The following is a 21,134-nucleotide window of genomic DNA, read 5'->3' on the forward strand; positions in this document are numbered from 1 at the left end:
GAAATGAACTTTGAAAAAGGCGGTGTTGCGCTCGTCCGGGTCGGTTACCGCATAACATCGCTCCCGATCGGCGTGGAACCGGCGAATCTGCAACGCGGGGGTGCCGGGCCGCCGTCCGCTCGCGCAAGAACGCTCGCTGGGCGTCACAGCACACCTCTCTCTGCTCCTCATCAAGTTGATGTTCGTGCGCGAACGCCTCCTTCGCGGCCAGCACCGACATGAATTCGAGTTCAATGCAGACGTGGTCTTGGCGTTCGGCCGCGTCCGGCGACATCTCCAGTCCGAACGCGGCGTAAAAGGCCCCGAGATCCGCGAGTCTGTGCGGTTGAAACAATGGGTCGGCCTTGATATCGCCGTATTCGATTTCGTTCATCGGACAATCCCCCCGCACGGTGTGGCCAAAGCAGGTCACGTGGGCTGAGAGAAAACCTTCGAACGCGTCCCGCGTCAGTTGCTTGGCCAGTTCAGCGGCGGTCAGCATGAAGGAGACGGGGGCGGAATCCGCAAGCGTTTGCACCGTGGAACGTAGCGCCTGCCGGGTCGGATGGCTGGTGAGCCACTGCCAGCTTCCGGGTTCCGGATTCTCGTAAGCCTGGGCGAGCAGCCGGTAAAGAAAAGACCTTGCCCACGCCGAATCGATGCGGGTTTGGAGGGTGATGGGAGCTCCGGCGTTCGCGGTCGGCGCTCGTGAAACCTCTGTCCTCGTGGCGTCGGTTGAGACGGCGGCAGTTTCGGGTGAAGTGATGTGGTAATTCTCGAAAATGGACCGCGGCGGGGCGCATCGGCCGGTGCCGAAGTCCGATCTTCGTGGTGATTCAGATGGAGTTGGCATGTTGGTCGGGGCGCACGTGGAACGGCTCTTCCACGCGCGTTTCGAGGATTTTCGTGCCGTCCTTGGAATACCCGATGATGGTGTCGTCGTACAACGTGAACTTCTTCCCGCGGATTTCGGTTTCAAACACCTTCGGGCCTTCCTTGATCTCGTAGCGGAAGCAGATGCGCGGGTCTTTGCCGAAAAGCTGAAGCACGGCGAGCAGTTCGCGGTCGGGCAAAGCGTAGCGTTCGATCGCGTCATCCACGCCGGGCCCGAACATTTGCTTGAGATAGGCTCGCGGCACCCATCGCGGCGGGATGTAATACCCGTTCGGTTCCGTCCCAAACTGAGGGTAAAGCGGCAGCGCCACTTTCGCGACATGGATGAGATAAAAGAGGGGGTTAGAGCGATCCTCCTTCCAGGCGCCGTCTTTCTCGATTCGAACGAGGCCCTGCAGACGGATATGGCCCACGCAAGCCGACATGCACCGGGTTTGCATCGGCAGGCCGCGTCCCTCCGGATCGCGCCCTTCGACTCGCGGAAAACAGCCGATGCATTTCTCACTCGTGCGCGTGGTGCTGCGATAGAAGGTCTTTTTGTAGGGACAGGCTTCCATGCACTTGCGATATCCGCGGCAGCGTTCCTGATCGACCAGCACGATGCCGTCTTCCGGCCGTTTGTAGATCGCATGGCGCGGGCACGCAACGAGGCACGCGGGATAGGAGCAATGGTTGCAGAGGCGCGCGAGATAGAAGAACCAGGTCCTATGCTGCGGTGCCGCTTCGCCCTCGGAGAAGGACATCTGCCCACGCCGGCTCTTCTCCGCTCCCGCCGGATTATCCTCGAAACGGTTGGGCGCTGACCATTCCTCGTCGGTCGGCAGGTAGCCGAGGGCCTTCTGCGCGCCTTCGGGGCTGATGTTGTTCTTGGCCGCCTCGAAGATGGTCTTGCCCTTGAACTCGCCGTACGGAGCGCGGAGGTCGCGCCGAGTCCCGCCCCAGGTCTGGCCGCCAGGGTTGGCTTTGTCCAGGAGATCAAGCGTCTTGACGTCCCAATGATGCGGATAACCGCCGTAGGGTTTGGTTTCAACGTTGTTCCACCACATCGCTTCCTGCCCCCGGTTGAAGGTCCAGGTGGACTTGCAGGCCATGGTGCAACTTTGGCACCCGATGCAGCGATTGAGATTGAAGACGAAGGCGAACTGCTCGTCGGGAAATCTGGCCTCGTAGGGGAACTCCATCTCCCGTCCGAGTTGCCAGTTAAAGACGTTGCTCATAGTGGGGTGGGTTTAAGTTTCAGTGGGGGGGTGCCCGTGAGGAGCGGGGCGGAGCGCGCCGGAATCAAGATCGGAGCCCGCGGATGCGGGGGAACGGTCTGTGGAACGATGAACCGGGGAAGGCGGATGGGAGGCAACACCGGGCGCCCAATCCACCCGCTTCCCCCAGCGGGCAAATGTCTCAGCGATCATGCCTCGCACGAAAGCCTCGCCTTTGTTCATCATCACCATATGGGGTCCGGTGTAATGCGGGTTGGCGAAGAGCGCGAGCACCTGGTCAGGGCCATAACCCAGGCGCAGGAACTCCTCGGCGAAGCATTGCGTCATCTCCGCGCTCGTATCCTCTTCGGTCAGGAAAGCCACACCGTTCAGTTCGAGAGGATCTTCAAAATCGAATTCGTCTTTAGGCATGAGACGGGTTGTGTTGGGTTCGGGTTGCGATTCAACTTCATCACTCAAAAGTCAGTCCGCCGCCGCCCTCGCCCATCTTGCCGGCCAGGTAGCGCTTCATCACCTCGCTCTCGGCGTTGGGAGACATGCCGTCGGTGCCCCCTTTCCACACGCCCTTGCCGCCCAAGCCGCCATCCTCCGCTTTGGACACGCGCACCAGGCACTCCTTGGGCACCGTGTTGATCGCGTGATTGTCCGCCTCGCCGCCGAAGATGAAACTCATGTTCACTTTCGCTTTGTGGAACAGGGTGTCGGTCTGGTGCATGGGCATGTGCCAGTTGCGGTTGATCGATTGCTGAGACCCGAAGCGGAAGTTCGAGATGTAGCCCTCGTCCTTCAGGGACAGGCCGTCGGGCCGGGTTTGCTGGGCTTTCACGGTTTTTTCCGTCGCGATAAAGGATCCGTGCTTCATCATGACCACGTGATACGGGTAGGCGGCGTTGAGCGTGACCCGCAACATGCAACGGCTGACCTTGTAGAAGGGATCGCTTGGGGTCGCCCCCAGGTACGGGCGGTCGGCGGGATTGGCATCGACATAAACATAATCGCCATCGTTCAACCCGAGATCGCGCGCCGCTTCCGGATTCATGTGAAGCTGATGCTCGCTGACGTTCGGCAGGCGCTTGTCGAGGCGATACGGGTCGCCGAAATTCGAATTCCAAATCAGATGCCAGTCCACGTTCGCCCACGAGGAGTGAACGGAATGCCGCGACTTCGGCGTGAGGCAGTAGAAATGAAATCCCTTCTCCCACAGAAAGTTCTTCGTTTGCTTCGCCTCAGACCATGGCATTTTCACATTGCGAATGGTTCGCTCGTCCCAATGCTCGGCGGTCAGCGGGATTCCATAGTCGTTGGGCCGAACCCAGGGATTGGCGCTGATGATGACGTTCGGCAAATACGGCGTCGCCTCCGGACCCTCGCGGTGGACGATGAAATTCTCGCCGCAACTGATCGCGGTCGGATCGTCGCTATAAGAGTGCAGCCGCCCGGTTTCGGTGTAGAAAGGATAACTGTCGTGAATCTGCTCGTAGAAAGGCACGCGCGGATAGGAACGGAACAGCATGAGGGCGCCGCCCGGCGGACCGTATTTGCCGGCCATGATGTCGTCGAGGCGGTACCCGGCGGTCGTCGTGCAGGAATCGAGCAGGCGCTGGAGATAGACGCGGCGCTGCCCGTTCAGCTCGAAGTGAAAATAGTCCGCAAATCGCCGGTCTCCAGTGATCTTGGCCAAACCGGACGCGATTCCGGCGAGGATGGTCAGATCGTCCTTGGAATCGTACACCGGTTTGATGCCGCCCTTCCAGATTTGCAGAAACGGGTTCGAGCAGCTCGCCGTGACTTCCAGGTCCTGGAACTCGACCCAGGAATTGGCCGGGAGGCCGAAGTCGGACTGCTCGATCGAGGCGGTCATCTGGACCTCGTTTGAAACGATCAACTCGACCTTGGGATTGACGTTCTTGATCACGCCATAGGCCCACTTGGCGTTGTTGATCAGATTCACGTTCGTGAAGAAGATCGCCTTGGTCGGCGTGGGCATGTGCGTCCTGCCGGTGAACACCTTCCGGCCTTCCTTCGGCGTGTTCACAATCAACGGCACATCCCCGTGATTCCAATACGCCGGTTCCTCGTCTTTGGCGAAGGCGTGCGCTTGGATATCGCGCCCGTGCGCGGCGGGATCGAGGTTCGGATGAAAGGGGTCTTCCGCAATCCATCCCTTGAATCCGGGCCCGGTGACCTTGCTGCCCTGGAACAGCGCGGCCTTGTAATTCCCCGCCCAACCGTGACAGCCCGCCCCCTTCCGGTCGATGTTGCCGGTGAGCATCACCGGCAAATAGGCGGCGCGATTCGCCTCCGTCGCGTAGAACCAATGGTTGATTCCCTCGCCTTGATTGATCGACACCGGTGTGATCGTCGCGATGTCCTTCGCGAGTTGCTGAATCATCTCCTTCGGCGACGAGGTGATCTGCGAAACGGTCTCGATGTCGTAATCTTGAAGATGAATCCGATACTGCGTCCACGCGGTCTTCACCTCCACCTCAGGGCCATCCACCAGCTTGATTTTCCAGGTGCCATCGAGGACCGGATCGAGGCCTGCGTTCCAAAGCGCCTCGCCCACCATGTCCCGCGTCAGCGCTTTTGGTCCTTGGGTCTTACTATCCCACACCACGAAATCGCCCAGTTTTTGGTGTTGCTCGTCGGTCAAGCCCTGCACTTTCTTGCTGGGCCCGTTTTCCGGGAGTGTGCTTCGGTAATGGGGGAAAACCTCTGCGGCTCGCAGCCGCTTCAGGTTGTCGGCGCGGATGAGCAGCGGGAAGTCCGTGAAGGCCTTGACGAATTTTTCATCATACCACCGGTTGTCCATCATCACGCGTGTGACACCCAGCCAGAGCGCGGCGTCGGTCGAGGGCCGGATCGGCACCCAATAGTCGCATTTGGTTGAAGGAGCCCCGTATTCGGGCGCGATGATGACGATCTTGGCGCCCCGCTCCATGCACTCGATGAACCAGTGGGAATCGGTAATCTTGTTTTCCACCAGATTCTTCCCGTTCATGATGATGAGTTTCGAGTAGCGATGGTCATTGAAATCGCACTCGGAATTCTGCAATCCATGCACCCACGGCTGGCCGGGAGCCTGATCGCCTTGCCAGGTGTAGTTCGACCAGTTGCGGCCGGCCTTTGCCTCCTCCGGCTTGACACCGCGCACATGCACGTCAAGCAACGCCATCGAATTGCCGAGCCGATACATGCCGTATTTTCCCAGCACCCCCAGCAGGCCCATGCCTCCGCGAAACTTCAGCGTCCGGGTGCCCGCGCCGCCCATCTCCTGGATCATCTCCGGCGGATAACCCTGCTCGGCGAGGAGCTTGGCGCCAGACTCGCCGCTGTAGCGGGTGGCGATGGCCTTCAAGCCCCTGGCAATGTACGAGAACGCGTCATCCCAGGAGATCTTTTCGTACTTGTCCGTGCCGCGCGAGTCGAACTTGTACTTGAGGCGCAATTCCCTGGTGAGATGGGGAAATCCGTCATCGGCCCACCGCTTCCAACCGCGCCGCACGATGGGATGCTTCAGCCGGTACGGTCCGTAGACGATGCGATGGAATGTGTAACCCTTGGCGCAATGCCGATTGCCCCAGTTGAGGGACGCCTTGTTGCCGTAAAGGTCGGCATAGGTGCCGGTGTCGTAATGTTCCCCCATGCGCACGATGACTCCGTTGCGAACATGCGCCGTCACACGGCAATTGTGCGTGTCATTCGGCGCGCACACCCACGAAAAGGTCTGATCATAGGCATACTGGTCGCGATAGAATTTCTCCCAATCGCGATGGGGATAGAACGCGAGCGGATTCGCGACCACCTCGCCGGAGGTTTGCGCCTGCAGGAAACGCAACGGAAGACACTGCGCGGCCGCCACACCCGCGCCCGCAAGGCCGCTGCGTTGAATGAAGTCACGCCGGGAAAGGGGTGAAGTGCTCATGCGAAGGGAGGGTTGAGATTCGTCGCGACCATTTCGTTTTCGTTCATGGTTCCAAGATCAGGCGATACCAGTTGCTGATCACCTTCCGCCCGTTGCGATCACGCTGCTGGCCGTTCCACACCGCACAAGCCACCGGCACCGGCCGCCTCTCGGCGAAATTCACGTCGTCCGCAAACGTGGACTTCAATTCGCGGCTGACCATCACGCTCCAGAACCCGTCGCGCCAAAAGCCCTGGCCGCGGACATTCTGTTCGACCGCAGGCTGCGGCGTGAAGGAGCCGAACCCTCGAGCGTTGGCATCTTCAACCGGTGAAGCCATCTGCGATCGAGCCTGGAGATTGCCCGCGGCCTCGGCGGTGGGAACCTGCCCGCGAGCCTCGAAATAGGTGTCCACATGCATCGAGGGATGCAGCGTGTGCACGTCCTGCCGCTGGCCATCCGCCGTTTGTTGCCATCCCGCCTTCCACATCCAGATGTTCACCGGATGATCCGCGTCGCCCATCCCGAGGAACGGGGTGGTGCCCTTGATCGAAAACTGCAGTGCGACGGCGTCCTGGAAATCCTCCACACGCACCGGAGTGCCGTTGGCAAGGTCGTCGCGCCATTGCAACAGGATGGCCAGTTTCTGCCCGTCGTGCAGCGCCGTCACCGCCACCGTCGGCACCGGATATGGTTCGGGCCAGAGCGGGTTAAGCGGCACCCTCACACTGTCCAAGCTTTCCCACGCCGGATCGGACGGCGTCGCCGGAACCTTGCTCGTCCGCCGCACCTGAATGTCGGCGTCTTCGGGTTGGAGAATATCGTGCACCTCGGCGTCCTTGCGGCGGAGGGACTGAATGTGCAACACGAGCGACCACCGCTCCTCCGGTGACAGGACCCCCGCGCCGTAACCCAACATCGGCGTGCCCGCCATGCCGTTGTGGATGCGCAGATACAAATCTCGCCCGGTCGATCCGCCGCGGAAGGCGCCGATGGTGAAGTCGCGTGGCGGCAAGGGCACGCCCCAGTTGTCTTTCAAGGTCGGTGCGGAGGGTCCATCCCCGGCGCCGGTGTCCCCGTGGCAGGCGTTGCAAGCAAGTTTGGCGAAAAGTTCTCGTCCTTTGACCAGCGCCTCAACGGTCACCCCCGGCTCCGGAGGGACGATCACCGCGGGTTTCAACTCGCCCTTGGCCTTGGCCTCCTCGAATTTGTTGACCCGCCTCCCCGCCGCATCCACATCCGCCGTCAGCCACTTGACATACCGCACGACCTCCCGCCGCTCCTCCTCGGGGAGGTAGGCAAAGCTCGGCATCGAACTGCCTGGCATCCCGCGCGTGAGGGTCTCCAGGAGGTCCTCGTCCGAGGGCAGCGAACCCGCCGGCGTTGAAATTTCGGGGCTTGGGAAAAAGCCACACGGAGGCGGGTCCGTTGCCATCCCCATTGCCCCCGTGACATGCCGCACAATGCGCGTCGAAAACCCGCTTGCCCGTTGCAAGTAGAGATCCACCGCTGGAAGAGGCAGGAGATTGAGCCTTGAGGAGAAGAACCGGGAGGAAGGCACCGCCGACGATGAACCGAAGGAAAGCTCCTGTTTTCATCACTTTCCAATTTACCTCAAGCAAGCTCCCGTTTCCTTGACCCAGGTCAATGCCGGGTCTTGGGGTTCTGCCACGCTGCGATCATGACCCCATTCGACTTTCAGGATCGCCCGTTCATCGTGATCTGGGAAGCAACCCGGGCGTGCGGACTCGCCTGCCGGCACTGCCGCGCTGAGGCAAATTCGATTCCTCATCCTCTCGAACTCACCACGCGCGAGTCGTTCCGGCTGATCGAACAAGTCGCGCGCTGCCGTCCGGCGCTGTTCGTCATGACCGGAGCGGATCCGTTTCGCCGCCCCGACCTCGAGGTGCTCGTGCGCCACGCCAGGCAGCACGGCTGGCGCGTGAGCCTCAGTCCCAGCGCCACACCCGAATTCGCCAGGACCGAACTTGGCCCATTCCGCTCGGCCGGCATCGAACGGATTTCCTTAAGTCTCGATGGCGCAAGCCAGGAGACCCATGACCGGTTCCGTGGCGTGCCCGGGACGTGGAAATGGACGATGGAAGCCATCACCAACGCCGCGCGCGCGGGCATCGCGGTGCAGATCAACACGACCTTTACGCGTCAAAATTTGGGCGAGTTCGACGCGTTCGTCGAGTTGTTGCGCCAACTCCAGCCGGTCCTGTGGAGCGTGTTCCAGTTGGTGCCGACCGGGCGAGGGCGCGCCGATGACTTGCTCTCCGCGGAGGAGATGGAAACCTTGTTCGAGCGGCTTGCGCTGTTATCCCTTGCGGTTCCCTTCGACATCAAAACCACCGAGGGCCAGCATTATCGCCGGGTGCTGCTCCAGCAGTCCCGGGGAGGGTCACCCTCCCGCTCGCGCGCGCCGCTCGGAATCAACGATGGCAAGGGATTCGTGTTCATCTCGCACGTCGGCCACATCCAGCCCAGCGGTTTCCTGCCGCTGACCGCCGGCAATGTGCGTAGCGACGAGCTGCTTGAAGTGTATCGGAACAACCCGCTTTTCCGGGGATTGCGCGATCCGAGCCTGCTCCAAGGAAAATGCGGACGTTGCGAATTCAAATCCATCTGCGGAGGCTCGCGCGCGCGGGCCTTCGCCCTGACGGGCGACCCTTTTGGCGAGGAACCCTTGTGCTCCTACCAACCTCCTCCCCGCAGTCATCCGCCGCAGGACCCAGTCTCCGGCGCGGAGCCGCAGAGGCAAAGGGCAAAGAAGAGGCACTCCAGGCCAAGGACTGCAATGGCTCCAACCCATCCTTCGGACGATCCTCTTCTGTCATGAGCGACAGCGACAGTGCGGCAAACTCCACCGACTCGACCTCATCATGATCAATATCACGAAACTGTATTGCGGCCAGGCCCAGCCTGCGGATGCCCTTCGCTATGGACGCGGCCACGGCGCTCCCCGTTACGCCGCCGAGCGCCGGCCCGTCGTGGTCTGGAACATCACCCGCCGATGCAACCTCCAATGCATCCATTGTTACTCCGACTCCGATGCCCGGGAGTATCCGGGTGAGTTGACTTGGGACCAATGCCGCCAAGTGCTCGAGGATCTCGCCCAATTCGGCGTGCCCGGCGTTCTGCTCTCCGGCGGCGAACCGCTGATTCATCCTCGTTTCTTCGACCTCGCCACTCACGCGCGCAGCCTGGGGCTTCGCCTGACTCTCTCCACCAACGGCACTCTCATCCATCGCGAGACCGCCACACGGTTGAAGGAGCTTGGCTTCGCCTATGTTGGGATATCGCTGGACGGCATGGGCGCCACGCATGATCACTTTCGCGGTCGAACCGGTGCTTTCGAGAAGAGCGTGGAGGCGTTCCGGCATTGCAAGGCCGCCGGACAAAAAGTGGGTTTAAGGTTGACGCTCTCCGCTCACAACGTCGCCGACCTCGACCGGATTCTGGATTTCATCGAAGCCGAGGACATCGATCGTGTCTGCTTCTATCACCTGGTCTACAGTGGACGGGGCCGTAGTGTGGTCGATGTGAGCCACGAGCAAACGCGCTCCGCTTTGGATAAGATTATCGATCGTACGGCGCGCTGGGCGGCTTCGGGCCCGCCTCGCGAAGTGCTCACCGTCGATCAACCCGCCGACGGCGCCTATCTCTATCTGCGATTGCAACGGGAGGATCCCGAACGAGCGGACGAGGCGCTTCGATTGCTGCGCTGGAATGGAGGGGGCTCGCATGGCAGCGGCACGGGCATCGGCAACATTGACACCCAAGGCAACGTGCACCCCGACCAGTTCTGGCAAACGCTGACGCTGGGAAACGTCCGGCAGCGTCCGTTCAGCGAAATTTGGAGCAACCCTGAAAACGAAACCCTGGCGGCGTTACGGCAGCGCACCGGTCGGCTCGAAGGCAGATGTGCGAACTGTCGCTTCCTCCGCATCTGCGGCGGTGGCTTCCGCGTCCGCGCGGTCCAAGTGCACCGCAATCTCTGGGCGCCGGACCCGGCCTGCTACCTGACCGCAGAGGAGATCCGCCCGCCCGAGCATGAAACCGGAAAATCTCAATTCATCGGCGGCCATCAGGAAGGTCGGGGTTGAAGGCAGGATTCGGGTTGCTCCAGCGGGCGTTGACCTCGGTTTGCCAGGAGCGGAGCTTTTTCCGCAACTGGCGGGCTCGGCGCGCTTGCAACTCCGCCCGATTGACACGCTCTTCGGGATCTGAACTCAAATCGAACAATTCAAGCTTCCCGTCCTCGAACCACTCGATCAGTTTCCAGTCGCCGTCCAGGATCGCCGCGCTCGGGGCGCCGCCTTGATTTCCATAGTGCGGATAATGCCAGTAAAGCGGAGTGCGAACCGCCCTTTTTCCCGTCACCAGCGAGCGATAGAATGACCGTCCGTCGAGATGCTGGAGGGGGCGTGGGGGCAATCCCGCGGCTTCGAGCAGGGTCGGATAAAAATCGGGGCTGGTTACCGGGGTGGCATTGACGAGCCCGGCGGGCACGACGCCTTTCCAGCGCATGATCATCGGTTCCCGAATGCCGCCTTCGTAGAGCCAGCCCTTGCCGGCGCGGAGGGGATGGTTGGACGTGGGAGAGCCTTCACTGGTGGACAATCCGCCATTGTCGCTGGTGAATACGACCAGCGTGTGTTCTGCGAGGCCGGCCTGATCCAGCGCCTCCAAGACTTTGCCCACGGCCGCGTCCATCGCCTCCACCATACCGCCGTACACCGCGTGGTCCTGGGATAATCGAACCCGGCGCGGCGGTTCATCGCCAAATCGGTCGCGTTCGGACAGCGCGGCCCGGCGCGCTTGATACTTTCTCTCCAGATCCGGTCGAGCCATCAGCGGGGTATGCACCGAGTAGAAAGGGAAAAAGATGAAGAAGGGACGCTCCCGATGCGTGTGGATGAATCGGGCCGCCTCGGTTGCCAGCCGGTCGGGCAGATGTTCCCCCGGTGGACCGTCGCTCAACCGCGGGTTTCCATAAGGCGAAAAATACCTATTGCCTCCGTAAGGGCCGCCCCGGTCGATTCCGCCGAAGTTGAAATCGAAGCCTTGATTTTCGGGCCAGTGGGATTCGGGTCCCAGATGCCACTTGCCCGCAAAGAATGTCTTGTAGCCCGCTTCTTTGAAGGCTTCGGCCAGCGTGGTTTCCCGGTGGTCCAGGCGGTCGGCATAGGGCGCCGGAAGATGGCGAGTATTGCGCTTCCATTGGTGCGGCTGCGGAGCGCCGATGTAGTCTGTGATGCCCGTTCGTTGCGGATACTTCCCCGTGAGAAGGCTTGCCCGGGTGGGCGAACAAACCGGACAGGCGGCGTACGCCCGGGTGAAACGCGCGCCCTCGCGCGCCATGCGGTCCAGGTGGGGAGTTTCGTAAAAGGTGCTGCCGTAACACCCGAGGTCGCGTTGTCCGAGATCGTCCGCCAGGAAGAACACGATGTTGGGAGGACGCGTTTTGTGGCGTGCGTCGGCCAGGACTCCGCCAGCCATGGCGCAGACGATCCCCAGGATGCCGAGCGCGCGAATCATTCGCGGGAACGGCGCAGTTCCGGAATCAGCCAGGTGCGAATCGCGTGGTGCGAGATCATGTGGCTGGGCGCGACTTCATCCACCACCAGCTCAAAGCGGCCTCCTCCGGTCTTCGCCAGGGTGGTTTGCACACGAGCCGCGTAGGCTCGCAACGACTCCTCATAGGCCGCGCCGGATTTCTTGAGGTCGTGCTGGCGTTCTCCGAAACAACAATCGTCGCCGCGCACGTGAATCTGATACTGGACTCGCTTTCGTCCGGAGCCGCCGAGGACATAGAGTTCAGGATAACCGGCGAGCGAGTAAAAGGCGGGATCGAATTGTTCACGATCACCCACCGAACCGCCCGAGCGAAGATAAAGCGGCATCGTGCCCGCCACGGAGAAGCTCGTGAGAATGCGCGGGTCGAGCGCGGCGCAAATCGTGGTGGACCAGCCGCCACCCGACAACCCAGCCATGTGGAAATGGCGATAGCGAGGAAACTGATCTTCGCGTGAACGCGTCGAAAGATAGTTCAGCCCATGGATCACCGGCTCGACAAAAAACCGCATGGGATTGCCCGGAGTGGGGATCTGGAACATCGCGTCGTGTCCGCCGGTACAATCGCCCGGACGCATATGCGGCATGAACACGCCCAAGACACCGAAACCTTCCGCCAAAAGCGCCCGGAGCGTTCTTTGGAGTCCATAGCCCTTTTCCTCCGGCGAAGGATCGTCGTCGAGAGTGCAGGCGTGTCCATGATGGACGATGACGAGTGAGCGGTTTGGGGATTTGGGGATGAAGTGGTAGGCCACACTCGTCAGCGTGGGATGCAACTCGTATCGCAGTTCGTCCACCCGAGCGAGGTGTTCAAGCTTCTGCACGGGGGAGGGCACTCCGCGGGAGACCGAGGAGGGCAGTCTCCGTTTAGGAATGCCCCCCTCACCCCAAACGTGTTGGATCAAACGCTGGCGGGCCGCGCGGATGTCGCGCGCCGAGTGGAGGCGAATGTGCCGGTCATCCAGAAGCTCCGCGGCAGCGGCTCCAATCCAGGACCAACAGGCCAGGAGGACGCACGCCGCGCGCAGGCCGGAGTGGGTCATGGTTTATCGTATTCGCCAATCGAGCGAATCCAGATGTTGCGGTAGCGGATCGGGTTGTTGTGGTCCTGGAGTTCGATGAACATCTCGGGGGCGTGGGGCTTGTCGTAGTTGCCGTTGGCCTGATGCGGGGTGTTTCCCAGGTACTCCTTCTTATGGTGAAGAATGACTCCGTTGTGAATCACCGTGACATTGGCCTTCTTGGCGATCTTGCCGTCGGCCCCCCAGCGAGGGGATTCGAAGATGATGTCGTAGCTTTGCCATTCGCCCGGAGGCTTGGAGGCGTTGACGAGGGGAGGCGATTGTCCGTAGAGCGCCCCCGCTTGCCCGTCGGGGTAGGTTTTGTTGTTGTAGGAGTCGAGAATTTGAACTTCGTAAATGCCGTTCATGAGCACCCCGCTGTTGCCCCGTCCCTGGCTCGAGCCATCGACCACCGAAGGCGTGGCAAATTCCAGATGCAATTGGAAGTCAGCGAAGCGATCCTTGGTGCGGATGCTGCCCCCGCCTTTGACGGCTTCCATGTAACCGTTTTCGAGTTTCCATTTCGGAGGCGCGCCGTTGCCGACCTGCCACTGGTTGAAGCTCGTGCCGTCGAAGAGAATTTTGGCGTCGGATGGCGCCAGCGCTTGGTGGCTGAACGATTTCCCGGGCGTGACGATGCGGGGTTGGGGACGATCTCCGTCGTGAACGTGCCAGCGGGTGCCGGGGACGAGGGGGGTGTTGGAATAGCCGAGTTTGCCGTCGGCGGCGAAAACCAGCAGGGTAGCGGCGCCGCCCAGCGCGGCCAGGGCGAGGAAACGTTCGAGGGAGTTCATGGAAGACACTTTTCACGCCGACGCAAAAAAGGCAAGCCTCCGCCTTGATCCTTCAGTCGTTCTCATTTTGGTGGGTAGGGCGCATCACTCCGTGCGCGCCGCCTTTGGAAACACCCGGTTTCGGCGCGCAGCGGAGTGCGCGCCCTACCTTGATCCGTCAAAATGAGAACTGCTGTTGATCCTTTCTCGGACCAGGACGATTTCTTCACCGATCCGAGCTCCTTGTTTGACGACCGCCGGAATCAAGTCGAAGGGGTGATGGTCTTTCATCCGGCATTCTTTCGACTTGCTCCCGGGCATGGGCGGGCGCTACCTGACTTGAGATGAAGTTCAGACATCGCCTTGGATCGGTGGGATGGACTCTTTGCCTTGTTTTGGCCGGAGCGGTCCGGTCTTGGGCGCAGATTGATCCCGAGTCCCGGCGTCTTTTGCAATTGGGTTACGACCAGCCCGTTGAGGGGAAGAGTCCGCTGGCGGGCTACGCGTTCTACTACTGGAACGAGCCCGGCGTATGGAGGACGAACCTCACGTTGAGATTGGTGGTCGCTCCGGTTTATCTCGAGAGCGAGTTGGGCGCTCGCAGCCTGCTGGGGCCGAACACGGACTTTGGTTTGGGCGTGCAAGGGGGCGGATACGCGGACAGCCACGCGGAGATCCGGCAGGGCCACTACTACCAGGAAGAGTCCTTCACCGGGCATGGCGGGGATCTCTCGGGCTCGATTTATCATCGTTTCAATCCTGAACAGCGCGTTCCCTTGCATGGGATGTTGCGAGCGGGGGTTCATTACACCGAGTACTCCGCGGGTCGCCACACTTCCCCAACCTTCGTGATGCCCGCGGATGAGCCGAGTCTTCATGTGCGCGGCGGATTGCGTTGGGGAGGGATCGAACCGGTCCTGCACCCTGCTTTGGCCATGGAGCTCTCCGGGTGGTACGACGGAAGAGTTCACGGCGAGGAACTTGCTTTCGGATATGCAGGAGACCGCCGGGTGGAGGCGGCGGCGCATTTGTTTTGGGCGCGGGCGTTGCTGGCTTATACTCTCCCACAGAACCGGATTGGCTGGCAGGTGGGATTCACGATGGGAACGAGCTTGAACGCGAGCCGCTTGGACGCCTTCCGGTTGGGCGGTTCCCTGCCATTCGCCTCAGAATTACCGCTCGATTTGCCGGGTTATTATTTTCAGGAACTGAGCGCCCGTCGATTTCTTCAGTTCTCGGGAAAAGCCCTCTTGCCGATCAACCCGAGGAAAACCTGGAATCTTTCCCTCCATGCCGCCACGGCCCTGATCGATTACACGGCGGGATTTGACCAGCCGGGTTCCTGGCATTCCGGCGGTGGCGGTGGCTTGATTTACCGTTCGGCCAAGGGAGGCTGGCAGGTGGCCGCGGGATACGCGTACGGGATCGATGCCTTGCGCTCGGATGGACGCGGAGCGCAGAGCGTTTCGATCTTGATCCAATACGATTTCACTTCCGGAGAGGGATTCTTCGTGCCCGGATTTCATCCCACCAAATGGCGCGGGTTCGACCGCCTTTTCCGGCGGTAGTGGCTCGGGTTACTTCTTCAAGGCCTTAGCCGCGGCATTTTGAAAAACGCGCCGGACCTCGCTGCCGTCGCTGTTGGGGAAGTTGGAGCGCTGCACCATCAGGACATAGCAGACGCCCAGCTTGGGATCGATCCAGGCTTGTGTTCCCCAAGCCCCGCCGTGGCCGAACGACCCCGCCGAAAGGGCTTCCGCCGCGCCTTCGTGAGGTTCTTCTGGCCCGGTTTACTGAGGGGGACGTCGTTGTCCCGCCGAAAGGGCTTCCGCCGCGCCTTCGTGAGGTTGCCGCAACACGCAGGTGCCGAGACCCCACGTGTAGTGGCCGCCCCGCCGTCCATAAGCTTCGCTTTGGAAGAACCCCGTGGGCAATGTCCCCGTTCGCGAGATGGTGAGCTCCCTCACCGCATCCTCGCTCAAGTATCTTCTTCCCGCACACACCCCCCTTCCCAGCAGCATCTGGCAGAAGCGCGTGTAATCCGGAGCCGTGGAATAAAGCCCTCCGTTGCCTTGGGGCGGACGATCGCGAGGACCGAACTCCGGGCGCGGCGGAACGGGTTCGAGCTGGCCAGTGTCCTTGTTCTTCGCGTAGGCCGTCACCAAGCGGGCGCGCTGGGCTTCGCTCGGGTAAAAGGTGGTGTCCACCATGCCGAGCGGATCGAACAATCGCTTCCGCAAGAATTCGTCGAACGTCATCCCGCCAGCACCTCCACAACTCTCGCGGCCGCGTTAATGCCGCTTTGACAATATTGCCATTTTTCTCCCGGCTCGAATTGCGTCGGACCGGCGAGCCAAAGCGGAACGAGATCCGACAATGTTTTCGCCGTTCTTGCTTCAGGTCCGGACGCCTCACCCAAACCGGAAATATGCGACAGCACTTGCGCCAGGGTGAGATCAGCCTGTTTGCCGGAGGGCGTTTGGAGACGTTCGAACTCCGGCAAATACTTGGCCACCTTGTCCGTCACCTTGAGCTTGCCTTCGTCTTGAAGCATCAACACGGCTACCCCAGTCACCGGCTTGGTCATGGATGCGATCCAGAACAGGGTGTCGGCCTTCATGGGGCGACGCTCGGCTTTATCCGCCAGCCCTGCGGCCTCGAAATGCAGAATCTTGTCCGCGGACGCCACCGCCGTGACCGCTCCGGCCACTTCGTTTCGTTCCACCATGACTTGCATGGCTTGGCTAACGCTTGGCAGCGTCTCGTCAGCGTCGTTTCCAACTGGGTTCAGGGCCATAGAGAACGCCAGAATCAAGGCGGGAGATTTCATGGGCCTTTTCTAACCCGCTCTTCCCTCGGCGGCGATTCCAATTTACTTTCGGTTTGGTTCACTCGAGCGGGATTCGAACTGACCCTCATGCAACGACGATGGATTGACAGTCTCACAGCACGCCCCGGGGACGCTCCGGCCTCGTCGCCTTGGCCGCCTCCAGCATCTCTCCCCGCAGGACCCCGCCCAATTTCAAGTCAGGCTCCACGTCGCCCTGAACTTGTCAGAACGTGGCCTCCGGCCGTTGCTCTCCTGCTGGTTCTCCGCCTTCTCATCGCCGAGGCTCAGATCGTCACCCCTCCGCCGGTTCCGCATTGGATTCGGCACGAGCAAGCCGCGATGGAAGCCGTAGAATTCGCGTTGGACTTTGAAGGGCCGCGCGACTTGGTCCAAGCGGTCTTTCTGGGAGTGGCAGAGGGTTCTTCTCAAGTGTTCATCAACGGCGCGATGGTGGGTGTGATCGAGGGCGCGTCATCGTTGGCAACCCTCGACCTCACGCGCCATGTTCGGCCTGGCCCGAACCGCGTGTTGATTTCGGCACAGGCTTCGGGACGCCCTCCCATGGTCGCGAGTCTCATTGAACTCAATAGCGGCTTGGCCCAACAGGAGTGGATTCCTTCCGGACCTCGCTGGGTCACCCGCGCCATGCCAGGGGTTCCCATGTCCACCCCTCCATCCCCGCGGCCCTGGCGTCCGGTCTTCACCCTCGGGGGCGTGGATGCAACCCCGGGCGGCAATCCTTTCGACCCTCGAAAAGCAATCGACGCCTATAACAGTTGGAAATTGGCCTCGGTGGCCGGAAACGCCACGGACGCCGCCGCGTTGCAATTGCCCCGCGGATTTCGAGCCGAATTGGTGCGCAGCGCCCTGACGGGCGAGGGATCCTGGGTCGCCATGAGTTTCGACGATGAGGGTCGGTTGGTGTTGGCCCGGGAGAAGCAGGGGTTGATTCGTCTTACGCTGCGTCCTCCCGGACTCACGGTCACCTCGGTGGAGGTGATTGACAACAGCTTGCTCGAATGTCGCGGTTTGGCCCATTGCGGGAATTCGTTGTTCGCCCATGCGAACAATTCGAAGTTTCTTGCACGCTTGGACGATGCCAACCAAGACGGATTTTACGAATCCAAGACCGAACTTTTACACACGGAGGGCGGCGTCGGACATGGCCGCAACCATCTTCGCTGGGGTCTGGAGGGCTGGTTGTATTTGGCGCAAGGGAACAATGTGAAGCTGCCCGCGCGAGTGTCGGCAGATTCGCCGCTGCGCCTGTTTGCGGAGGATCAGTGGGTTCCCTGCCCCTGGGATCCCGGCATGTTCGACGGCGACGTGCTGGCGCCCGCCGGTCACATCCTCACGCTCGACCCGCGGCGCCCGGTTCCTCTGCTTTTCGCCGGCGGCTTTCGCAACGCTCTGGATGTCGATTTCAACGAGGACGGCGAGATGTTCACCTTTGACGCGGATATGGAATGGGACGTGGGCGCTCCGTGGTACATGCCCAACCGCGTTTTGCACGTGGTCTCGGGGGGTGACTATGGATTCCGCCGCGGCACGGGCCGGTTTCCCGAATCCTTTGCCGATACTCTGCCCGCCGTTGCCCATGTCGGATTGGCATCCCCCACGGCGGTTTTGTTCGGGCATGGCGCATCGTTTCCACCGCGTTATCGGCGCGCTTTTTTCATTTGCGATTGGGCTTATGGACGTGTGCTGGCGGTCCATCTGGAACCTGATGGAGCAAGTTATCGCGGCACCCTGGAGCCATTCCTGGCCGGGCGGCCTTTCAATGTGACCGACGCCTGCATCGGACCCGATGGCGCCATGTGGCTGATCACCGGCGGTCGAGGGACCCAATCGGGCTTGTATCGAGTCGCTTGGAATGGTGGTGGTGGCGAACCGGAATCCGTCAGCGGGCGCGAACGTCTCGATCGATTGAAGGCGGCTCGCTTGCGCGAGGTCCGGAAGGAATTCGAGTCCTGGCACAAAGAGTTCGAACCCGTCGAGGTCGCGTCGCGCCTCAACAAAATCTGGGAACATTTGAATCACGAGGATCGCTGGATCCGGCATGCGGCGCGGATCGCGTTGGAGCGGATTCCTGCGCATTATTGGCGGGAACGGGCTCTGTTGGAGTATGACACGAGCCGGCTATGGCCCGCGCTGCTGGCCCTGGCGCGGGCGGGAAACGGCGGTGACCTGGAACCCATTCTCAACCGGTTCGCGCTCCTGGCCTCAGTGCGCTGGCCCGGGTTGGACGAGACGGACCAACTGGGTGTCTTGCGCGCTTTGGGGGTTGCACTCGCCCGGCACGGCACATCCGTCGCTAAATCATTTTGGGGTTCCCGGTTCGATCGAATGGAATCGGGAGCAAGTCCCGAGGTGGAACGCGAACTATGCCGCATGTTGGCCTTTTTTGAATCCCCTCGCCTCCTTGATTTTGCTCTCTCCAAGCTCAAAACATCTCGCACATCGGAGGACCTTCTTCATTATCTGTTCTTCCTGCGGAACGCCCGCGGTGGATGGACACTCGAGTCCCGGAAAGTTGTGTTCGAGGCCTTGCGGCGAGCCGGGCAACTCCCGGGTGCGCGAACCTATTACAAGGCGTTGGCCGATGTTCGGAAGGAGTTGATTCAAAGCCTGACCGCCGCGGAGAAGGAGTCACTGTCCACTCTGCTGGACTCGGAGGCCAATCCTTCCCCGTCCGTGAATCCGTCCCCGGTGGTCCGGGAATGGAAGCTTGCGGATTTGGAGCCCTGGCTGTCGAGAGTGAGCGCCGCGCGCGACCCGGAAAAAGGGCGGGAAGCGTGGATCGCGGCGCAATGCGGGCAGTGCCATCGAGCCGGAACCTCCGTGCCCGGTCAGGCGACGCAGGGGCCGGATCTTGCCGGAATTTCGGGACGATTCGGGAGGCGCGATCTCCTCGAACACATCCTGGAGCCTTCCAAAGTCATCGATGAAAAGTATCGGATGCTGGTCTTGCAACTGGAGGACGGATCGGAACTTTCGGGTTTAGTCGAAGGCGAATCAGAAACCGAATGGGTCCTGCGCGAGAATCCCCTGGAAGCCAAGACGACCCGGGTGCTCAAGTCCTCCATTCAAGCGCGCCGTGTTTCCGACATCTCGCCCATGCCCGCCGGGTTGCTCAACGCGCTGACGGCGGACCAGATCCTCGATTTGCTGGCATTCCTCGAGTTCCACGCCCTGCGCTGAACCACTTCCTTCCCACTCGACCGGACTGGGAATCGATCATACCCAACCGGATCCACCCCAAGAGCTCAAGGCGGCCCGCTGCTTGGTCAAAGTAAGGGACAGACATTTTGAAAGAGGAGAAATTAAGGATCGATCCCAAATCCAAGGATAAGGGAGCCATTTGCCCACCAATCACACGAATCACACGCAGATGAAAACAGGCTTTCGACGGCTCGATGAGAATCAGGATTATCGACCGTCTGTATGGAACTTCAGGACAGGAAGGAATTCCCCATCCATCCCTGTGATACGTGGTTGCCCCAGAAATGGCTCAGCCGTTATACCTGTGAAACAGGGATCGATGCTGATTAATTGCCGTTTCCAGGCTTAAGGCCGCGGGTTGGAGGGGGTTTCCGTCGCTTCGGCCAATGCGCTTCGAGCCCGCTGCAGATTGGCACTCGCTTGGTTATCCTTGGGATTGAGCGACACCGCTCGTTCAAAACTTGCCACCGCCTCGCGCGGTTCACCCTTCTTGAGATGGACAAAGCCGAGCAGGTTGTAGGCGCCGCTTTGGCGCGGTTGAAGCGCGGTCAAACGCTCCGCGTGCTTCAGGGCAGCGTCCAAGTCCCCCAACTGCGCGCAACAAATCACAAGGTTTTGAAGGACGGCGGGCTGCAAGGATTCGGACGCGAGAGCGAGTTCGAGGTGCGGCCTGGCTTCCTTGGCCGCGCCGCGTTTCAAGAGGACCGAGCCAAGATTGAACCGGGCGAGAGGATTTTCAAATTGAGCGAGGGATCGGACGAGCAACGGTTCCGCCTCAGTCAATGCTCCTCGATTCTCCAGAATACTCCCCAAATTGAGGAGCGCGTTCGAGTGGTCGGGACTGATTTCAATGGCTTTTCGGAAACGATCCTCCGCAGCTGTTTGCTCCCGACCGTCCATTAGTAGCACTCCCAAATTGTAATGTGCTGAGGCATAGCGCGGATTCAAGCGAACGGCTTCTTCGAGATGCTGGCGCGCGAGCTTCGTCTGGCGGGTCGCGTGAAAACACAGGCCGAGATTGTTATGCGCCCGGGCATCGTTGGGATCCAATGCCACCGTGAATCTGAACCCGGCGAAATCTTGCGCGAATTTTTTTTGGCCGAGCACACGCCGCAATTCCGCGACTTCCGCCGGGTTTTGCGGAGATATCTGAAGGCGCAACGCACACATCTCCTGCTCCGAAAGCGAGCCGTATGTGACGCGTTTCGGTGGATGGTGAGGATTTCGAGGATTGGTCGCAGAGTTGTCGTACCGAAATCGCGTCTTGATCAACGACCCTTTTGGCAGGGCAATCGGCTTGGAAAACCGGTAGTCGTCCTGCCATTTGAAATCCCAGGATGGAATCCGAAGCAGCCATTGCACGCCGCCTTTCGGCAACAGCGCAAACGCCTCGATCTCCTTCCCGATGAAATGTGAGGGACTACACTTAGGGACAGACATATTGCAAGAAAAGCTTGATTTCAATTTGTTGACTCAGTATGGATTGCCCATGAGACAGGCGAGGATGAAGGTTCCGGAGGATCGGGAAAACGGGTATTACCATTGTTTGTCCCGAGTGGTGGATCGACAGTGGAAGTTCCAGGAGGCCGAAAAGGATAAGTTCGTGACCATCCTGCGCGAATATGAAGCGTTCTGCGGGGTTAGAGTCCTGACTTACTGTGTGATGTCCAACCA

16 protein-coding genes and 1 pseudogene are annotated in these 21,134 nt (G+C 60.8%); 5 read left to right on the forward strand and 12 right to left on the reverse strand.

The window, feature by feature from the left end; translation table 11 throughout:
* From FJ404_15965 to FJ404_15985, 5 genes are all read right to left on the reverse strand, one after another.
* A partial coding sequence (locus FJ404_15965; protein ID MBM3824357.1) for a hypothetical protein occupies positions 1 to 832 on the reverse strand: 832 nt, incomplete at its 3' end.
* Positions 816 to 2,090, reverse strand: coding sequence for a nitrate oxidoreductase subunit beta (locus FJ404_15970; GenBank protein MBM3824358.1), 1,275 nt, complete (start codon positions 2,088 to 2,090; stop codon positions 816 to 818). The genes FJ404_15970 and FJ404_15965, both read right to left, overlap by 17 nt.
* A gap of 12 nt (positions 2,091 to 2,102) precedes the next feature.
* Positions 2,103 to 2,501, reverse strand: a complete 399-nt coding sequence (locus FJ404_15975; protein MBM3824359.1) for a hypothetical protein — start codon at positions 2,499 to 2,501, stop codon at positions 2,103 to 2,105.
* Between the two features lie 40 nt (positions 2,502 to 2,541).
* Positions 2,542 to 6,015, reverse strand: coding sequence for a twin-arginine translocation signal domain-containing protein (locus tag FJ404_15980; GenBank protein ID MBM3824360.1), 3,474 nt, complete (start codon positions 6,013 to 6,015; stop codon positions 2,542 to 2,544).
* Positions 6,016 to 6,058: 43 nt separating this feature from the next.
* Complete coding sequence (locus tag FJ404_15985; protein MBM3824361.1) at positions 6,059 to 7,555, reverse strand: c-type cytochrome; 1,497 nt, start codon at positions 7,553 to 7,555, stop codon at positions 6,059 to 6,061.
* A 120-nt stretch (positions 7,556 to 7,675) separates the two neighbouring features.
* Here FJ404_15985 and FJ404_15990 point away from each other — a divergent pair, with 120 nt between their 5' ends.
* Together FJ404_15990 and FJ404_15995 are read left to right on the forward strand one after the other, a co-directional pair.
* Positions 7,676 to 8,836: a radical SAM protein gene (locus FJ404_15990; protein MBM3824362.1), complete on the forward strand. Its 1,161-nt coding sequence runs from the start codon at positions 7,676 to 7,678 to the stop codon at positions 8,834 to 8,836.
* 43 nt (positions 8,837 to 8,879) lie between these two features.
* Positions 8,880 to 10,103 (forward strand): radical SAM protein, encoded by a 1,224-nt coding sequence (locus FJ404_15995; GenBank protein MBM3824363.1) that lies wholly within the window; start codon positions 8,880 to 8,882, stop codon positions 10,101 to 10,103.
* Here FJ404_15995 and FJ404_16000 read toward each other — a convergent pair.
* From FJ404_16000 to FJ404_16010, 3 genes are read right to left on the reverse strand one after another with little or no spacing between them, the layout of a single operon-like run.
* The gene (locus tag FJ404_16000) at positions 10,072 to 11,499 is read right to left on the reverse strand and encodes a sulfatase (GenBank protein ID MBM3824364.1); all 1,428 of its coding nucleotides are present in this window, start codon (positions 11,497 to 11,499) and stop codon (positions 10,072 to 10,074) included. The two genes, FJ404_15995 and FJ404_16000, sit on opposite strands and share 32 nt — an antisense overlap.
* A gap of 35 nt (positions 11,500 to 11,534) precedes the next feature.
* Positions 11,535 to 12,617, reverse strand: a complete 1,083-nt coding sequence (locus tag FJ404_16005; GenBank protein MBM3824365.1) for a hypothetical protein — start codon at positions 12,615 to 12,617, stop codon at positions 11,535 to 11,537.
* Positions 12,614 to 13,429 carry a DUF1080 domain-containing protein gene (locus tag FJ404_16010; protein MBM3824366.1) on the reverse strand — a complete coding sequence of 272 codons (816 nt, stop codon included), beginning with the start codon at positions 13,427 to 13,429 and terminating at the stop codon, positions 12,614 to 12,616. Before FJ404_16010 ends, FJ404_16005 begins: the two co-directional genes overlap by 4 nt.
* A gap of 323 nt (positions 13,430 to 13,752) precedes the next feature.
* Here FJ404_16010 and FJ404_16015 point away from each other — a divergent pair, with 323 nt between their 5' ends.
* Positions 13,753 to 14,976, forward strand: a complete 1,224-nt coding sequence (locus FJ404_16015) for a hypothetical protein (GenBank protein ID MBM3824367.1) — start codon at positions 13,753 to 13,755, stop codon at positions 14,974 to 14,976.
* 9 nt (positions 14,977 to 14,985) lie between these two features.
* On the opposite strand, the pseudogene FJ404_16020 reads toward FJ404_16015, so the two are convergent.
* The 3 genes and pseudogenes from FJ404_16020 to FJ404_16030 form a co-directional block, all read right to left on the reverse strand.
* A pseudogene (locus FJ404_16020) lies at positions 14,986 to 15,171 on the reverse strand (beta-lactamase family protein).
* A 27-nt stretch (positions 15,172 to 15,198) separates the two neighbouring features.
* Positions 15,199 to 15,666: a beta-lactamase family protein gene (locus tag FJ404_16025; protein MBM3824368.1), complete on the reverse strand. Its 468-nt coding sequence runs from the start codon at positions 15,664 to 15,666 to the stop codon at positions 15,199 to 15,201.
* The gene (locus FJ404_16030) at positions 15,663 to 16,238 is read right to left on the reverse strand and encodes a beta-lactamase family protein (GenBank protein ID MBM3824369.1); all 576 of its coding nucleotides are present in this window, start codon (positions 16,236 to 16,238) and stop codon (positions 15,663 to 15,665) included. The genes FJ404_16025 and FJ404_16030 overlap by 4 nt, the downstream gene beginning before the upstream one ends.
* A gap of 87 nt (positions 16,239 to 16,325) precedes the next feature.
* On the opposite strand from FJ404_16030, the gene FJ404_16035 reads away from it, so the two are divergent.
* Positions 16,326 to 19,439: a hypothetical protein gene (locus tag FJ404_16035; protein ID MBM3824370.1), complete on the forward strand. Its 3,114-nt coding sequence runs from the start codon at positions 16,326 to 16,328 to the stop codon at positions 19,437 to 19,439.
* Positions 19,440 to 19,805: 366 nt separating this feature from the next.
* Here FJ404_16035 and FJ404_16040 read toward each other — a convergent pair whose 3' ends face one another.
* Positions 19,806 to 20,900 carry a tetratricopeptide repeat protein gene (locus FJ404_16040; GenBank protein MBM3824371.1) on the reverse strand — a complete coding sequence of 365 codons (1,095 nt, stop codon included), beginning with the start codon at positions 20,898 to 20,900 and terminating at the stop codon, positions 19,806 to 19,808.
* A 25-nt stretch (positions 20,901 to 20,925) separates the two neighbouring features.
* Here FJ404_16040 and FJ404_16045 point away from each other — a divergent pair.
* Positions 20,926 to 21,134, forward strand: a 209-nt coding sequence (locus tag FJ404_16045; GenBank protein MBM3824372.1) for a hypothetical protein, incomplete at its 3' end; no start/stop codon positions are given.

Source organism: Verrucomicrobiota bacterium (genome assembly GCA_016871495.1).
Lineage (GTDB): Bacteria > Verrucomicrobiota > Verrucomicrobiia > Limisphaerales > VHDF01 > VHDF01.

Excerpts from the sequence above, each read along its gene's own strand:
- FJ404_16005 (MBM3824365.1), bottom strand. The coding sequence starts at position 12,617 with ATGACCCACTCCGGCCTGCGCGCGGCGTGCGTCCTCCTGGCCTGTTGG.
- FJ404_16015 (MBM3824367.1), top strand. The coding sequence starts at position 13,753 with ATGAAGTTCAGACATCGCCTTGGATCGGTGGGATGGACTCTTTGCCTT.
- FJ404_16030 (MBM3824369.1), bottom strand. The coding sequence starts at position 16,238 with ATGAAATCTCCCGCCTTGATTCTGGCGTTCTCTATGGCCCTGAACCCA.
- FJ404_15990 (MBM3824362.1), top strand. The coding sequence starts at position 7,676 with ATGACCCCATTCGACTTTCAGGATCGCCCGTTCATCGTGATCTGGGAA.
- FJ404_16040 (MBM3824371.1), bottom strand. The coding sequence starts at position 20,900 with ATGTCTGTCCCTAAGTGTAGTCCCTCACATTTCATCGGGAAGGAGATC.
- FJ404_15995 (MBM3824363.1), top strand. The coding sequence starts at position 8,880 with ATGATCAATATCACGAAACTGTATTGCGGCCAGGCCCAGCCTGCGGAT.
- FJ404_16010 (MBM3824366.1), bottom strand. The coding sequence starts at position 13,429 with ATGAACTCCCTCGAACGTTTCCTCGCCCTGGCCGCGCTGGGCGGCGCC.
- FJ404_16025 (MBM3824368.1), bottom strand. The coding sequence starts at position 15,666 with ATGACGTTCGACGAATTCTTGCGGAAGCGATTGTTCGATCCGCTCGGC.
- FJ404_15980 (MBM3824360.1), bottom strand. The coding sequence starts at position 6,015 with ATGAGCACTTCACCCCTTTCCCGGCGTGACTTCATTCAACGCAGCGGC.
- FJ404_16035 (MBM3824370.1), top strand. The coding sequence starts at position 16,326 with ATGCAACGACGATGGATTGACAGTCTCACAGCACGCCCCGGGGACGCT.
- FJ404_15970 (MBM3824358.1), bottom strand. The coding sequence starts at position 2,090 with ATGAGCAACGTCTTTAACTGGCAACTCGGACGGGAGATGGAGTTCCCC.
- FJ404_16000 (MBM3824364.1), bottom strand. The coding sequence starts at position 11,499 with ATGGCTGGCGGAGTCCTGGCCGACGCACGCCACAAAACGCGTCCTCCC.
- FJ404_15975 (MBM3824359.1), bottom strand. The coding sequence starts at position 2,501 with ATGCCTAAAGACGAATTCGATTTTGAAGATCCTCTCGAACTGAACGGT.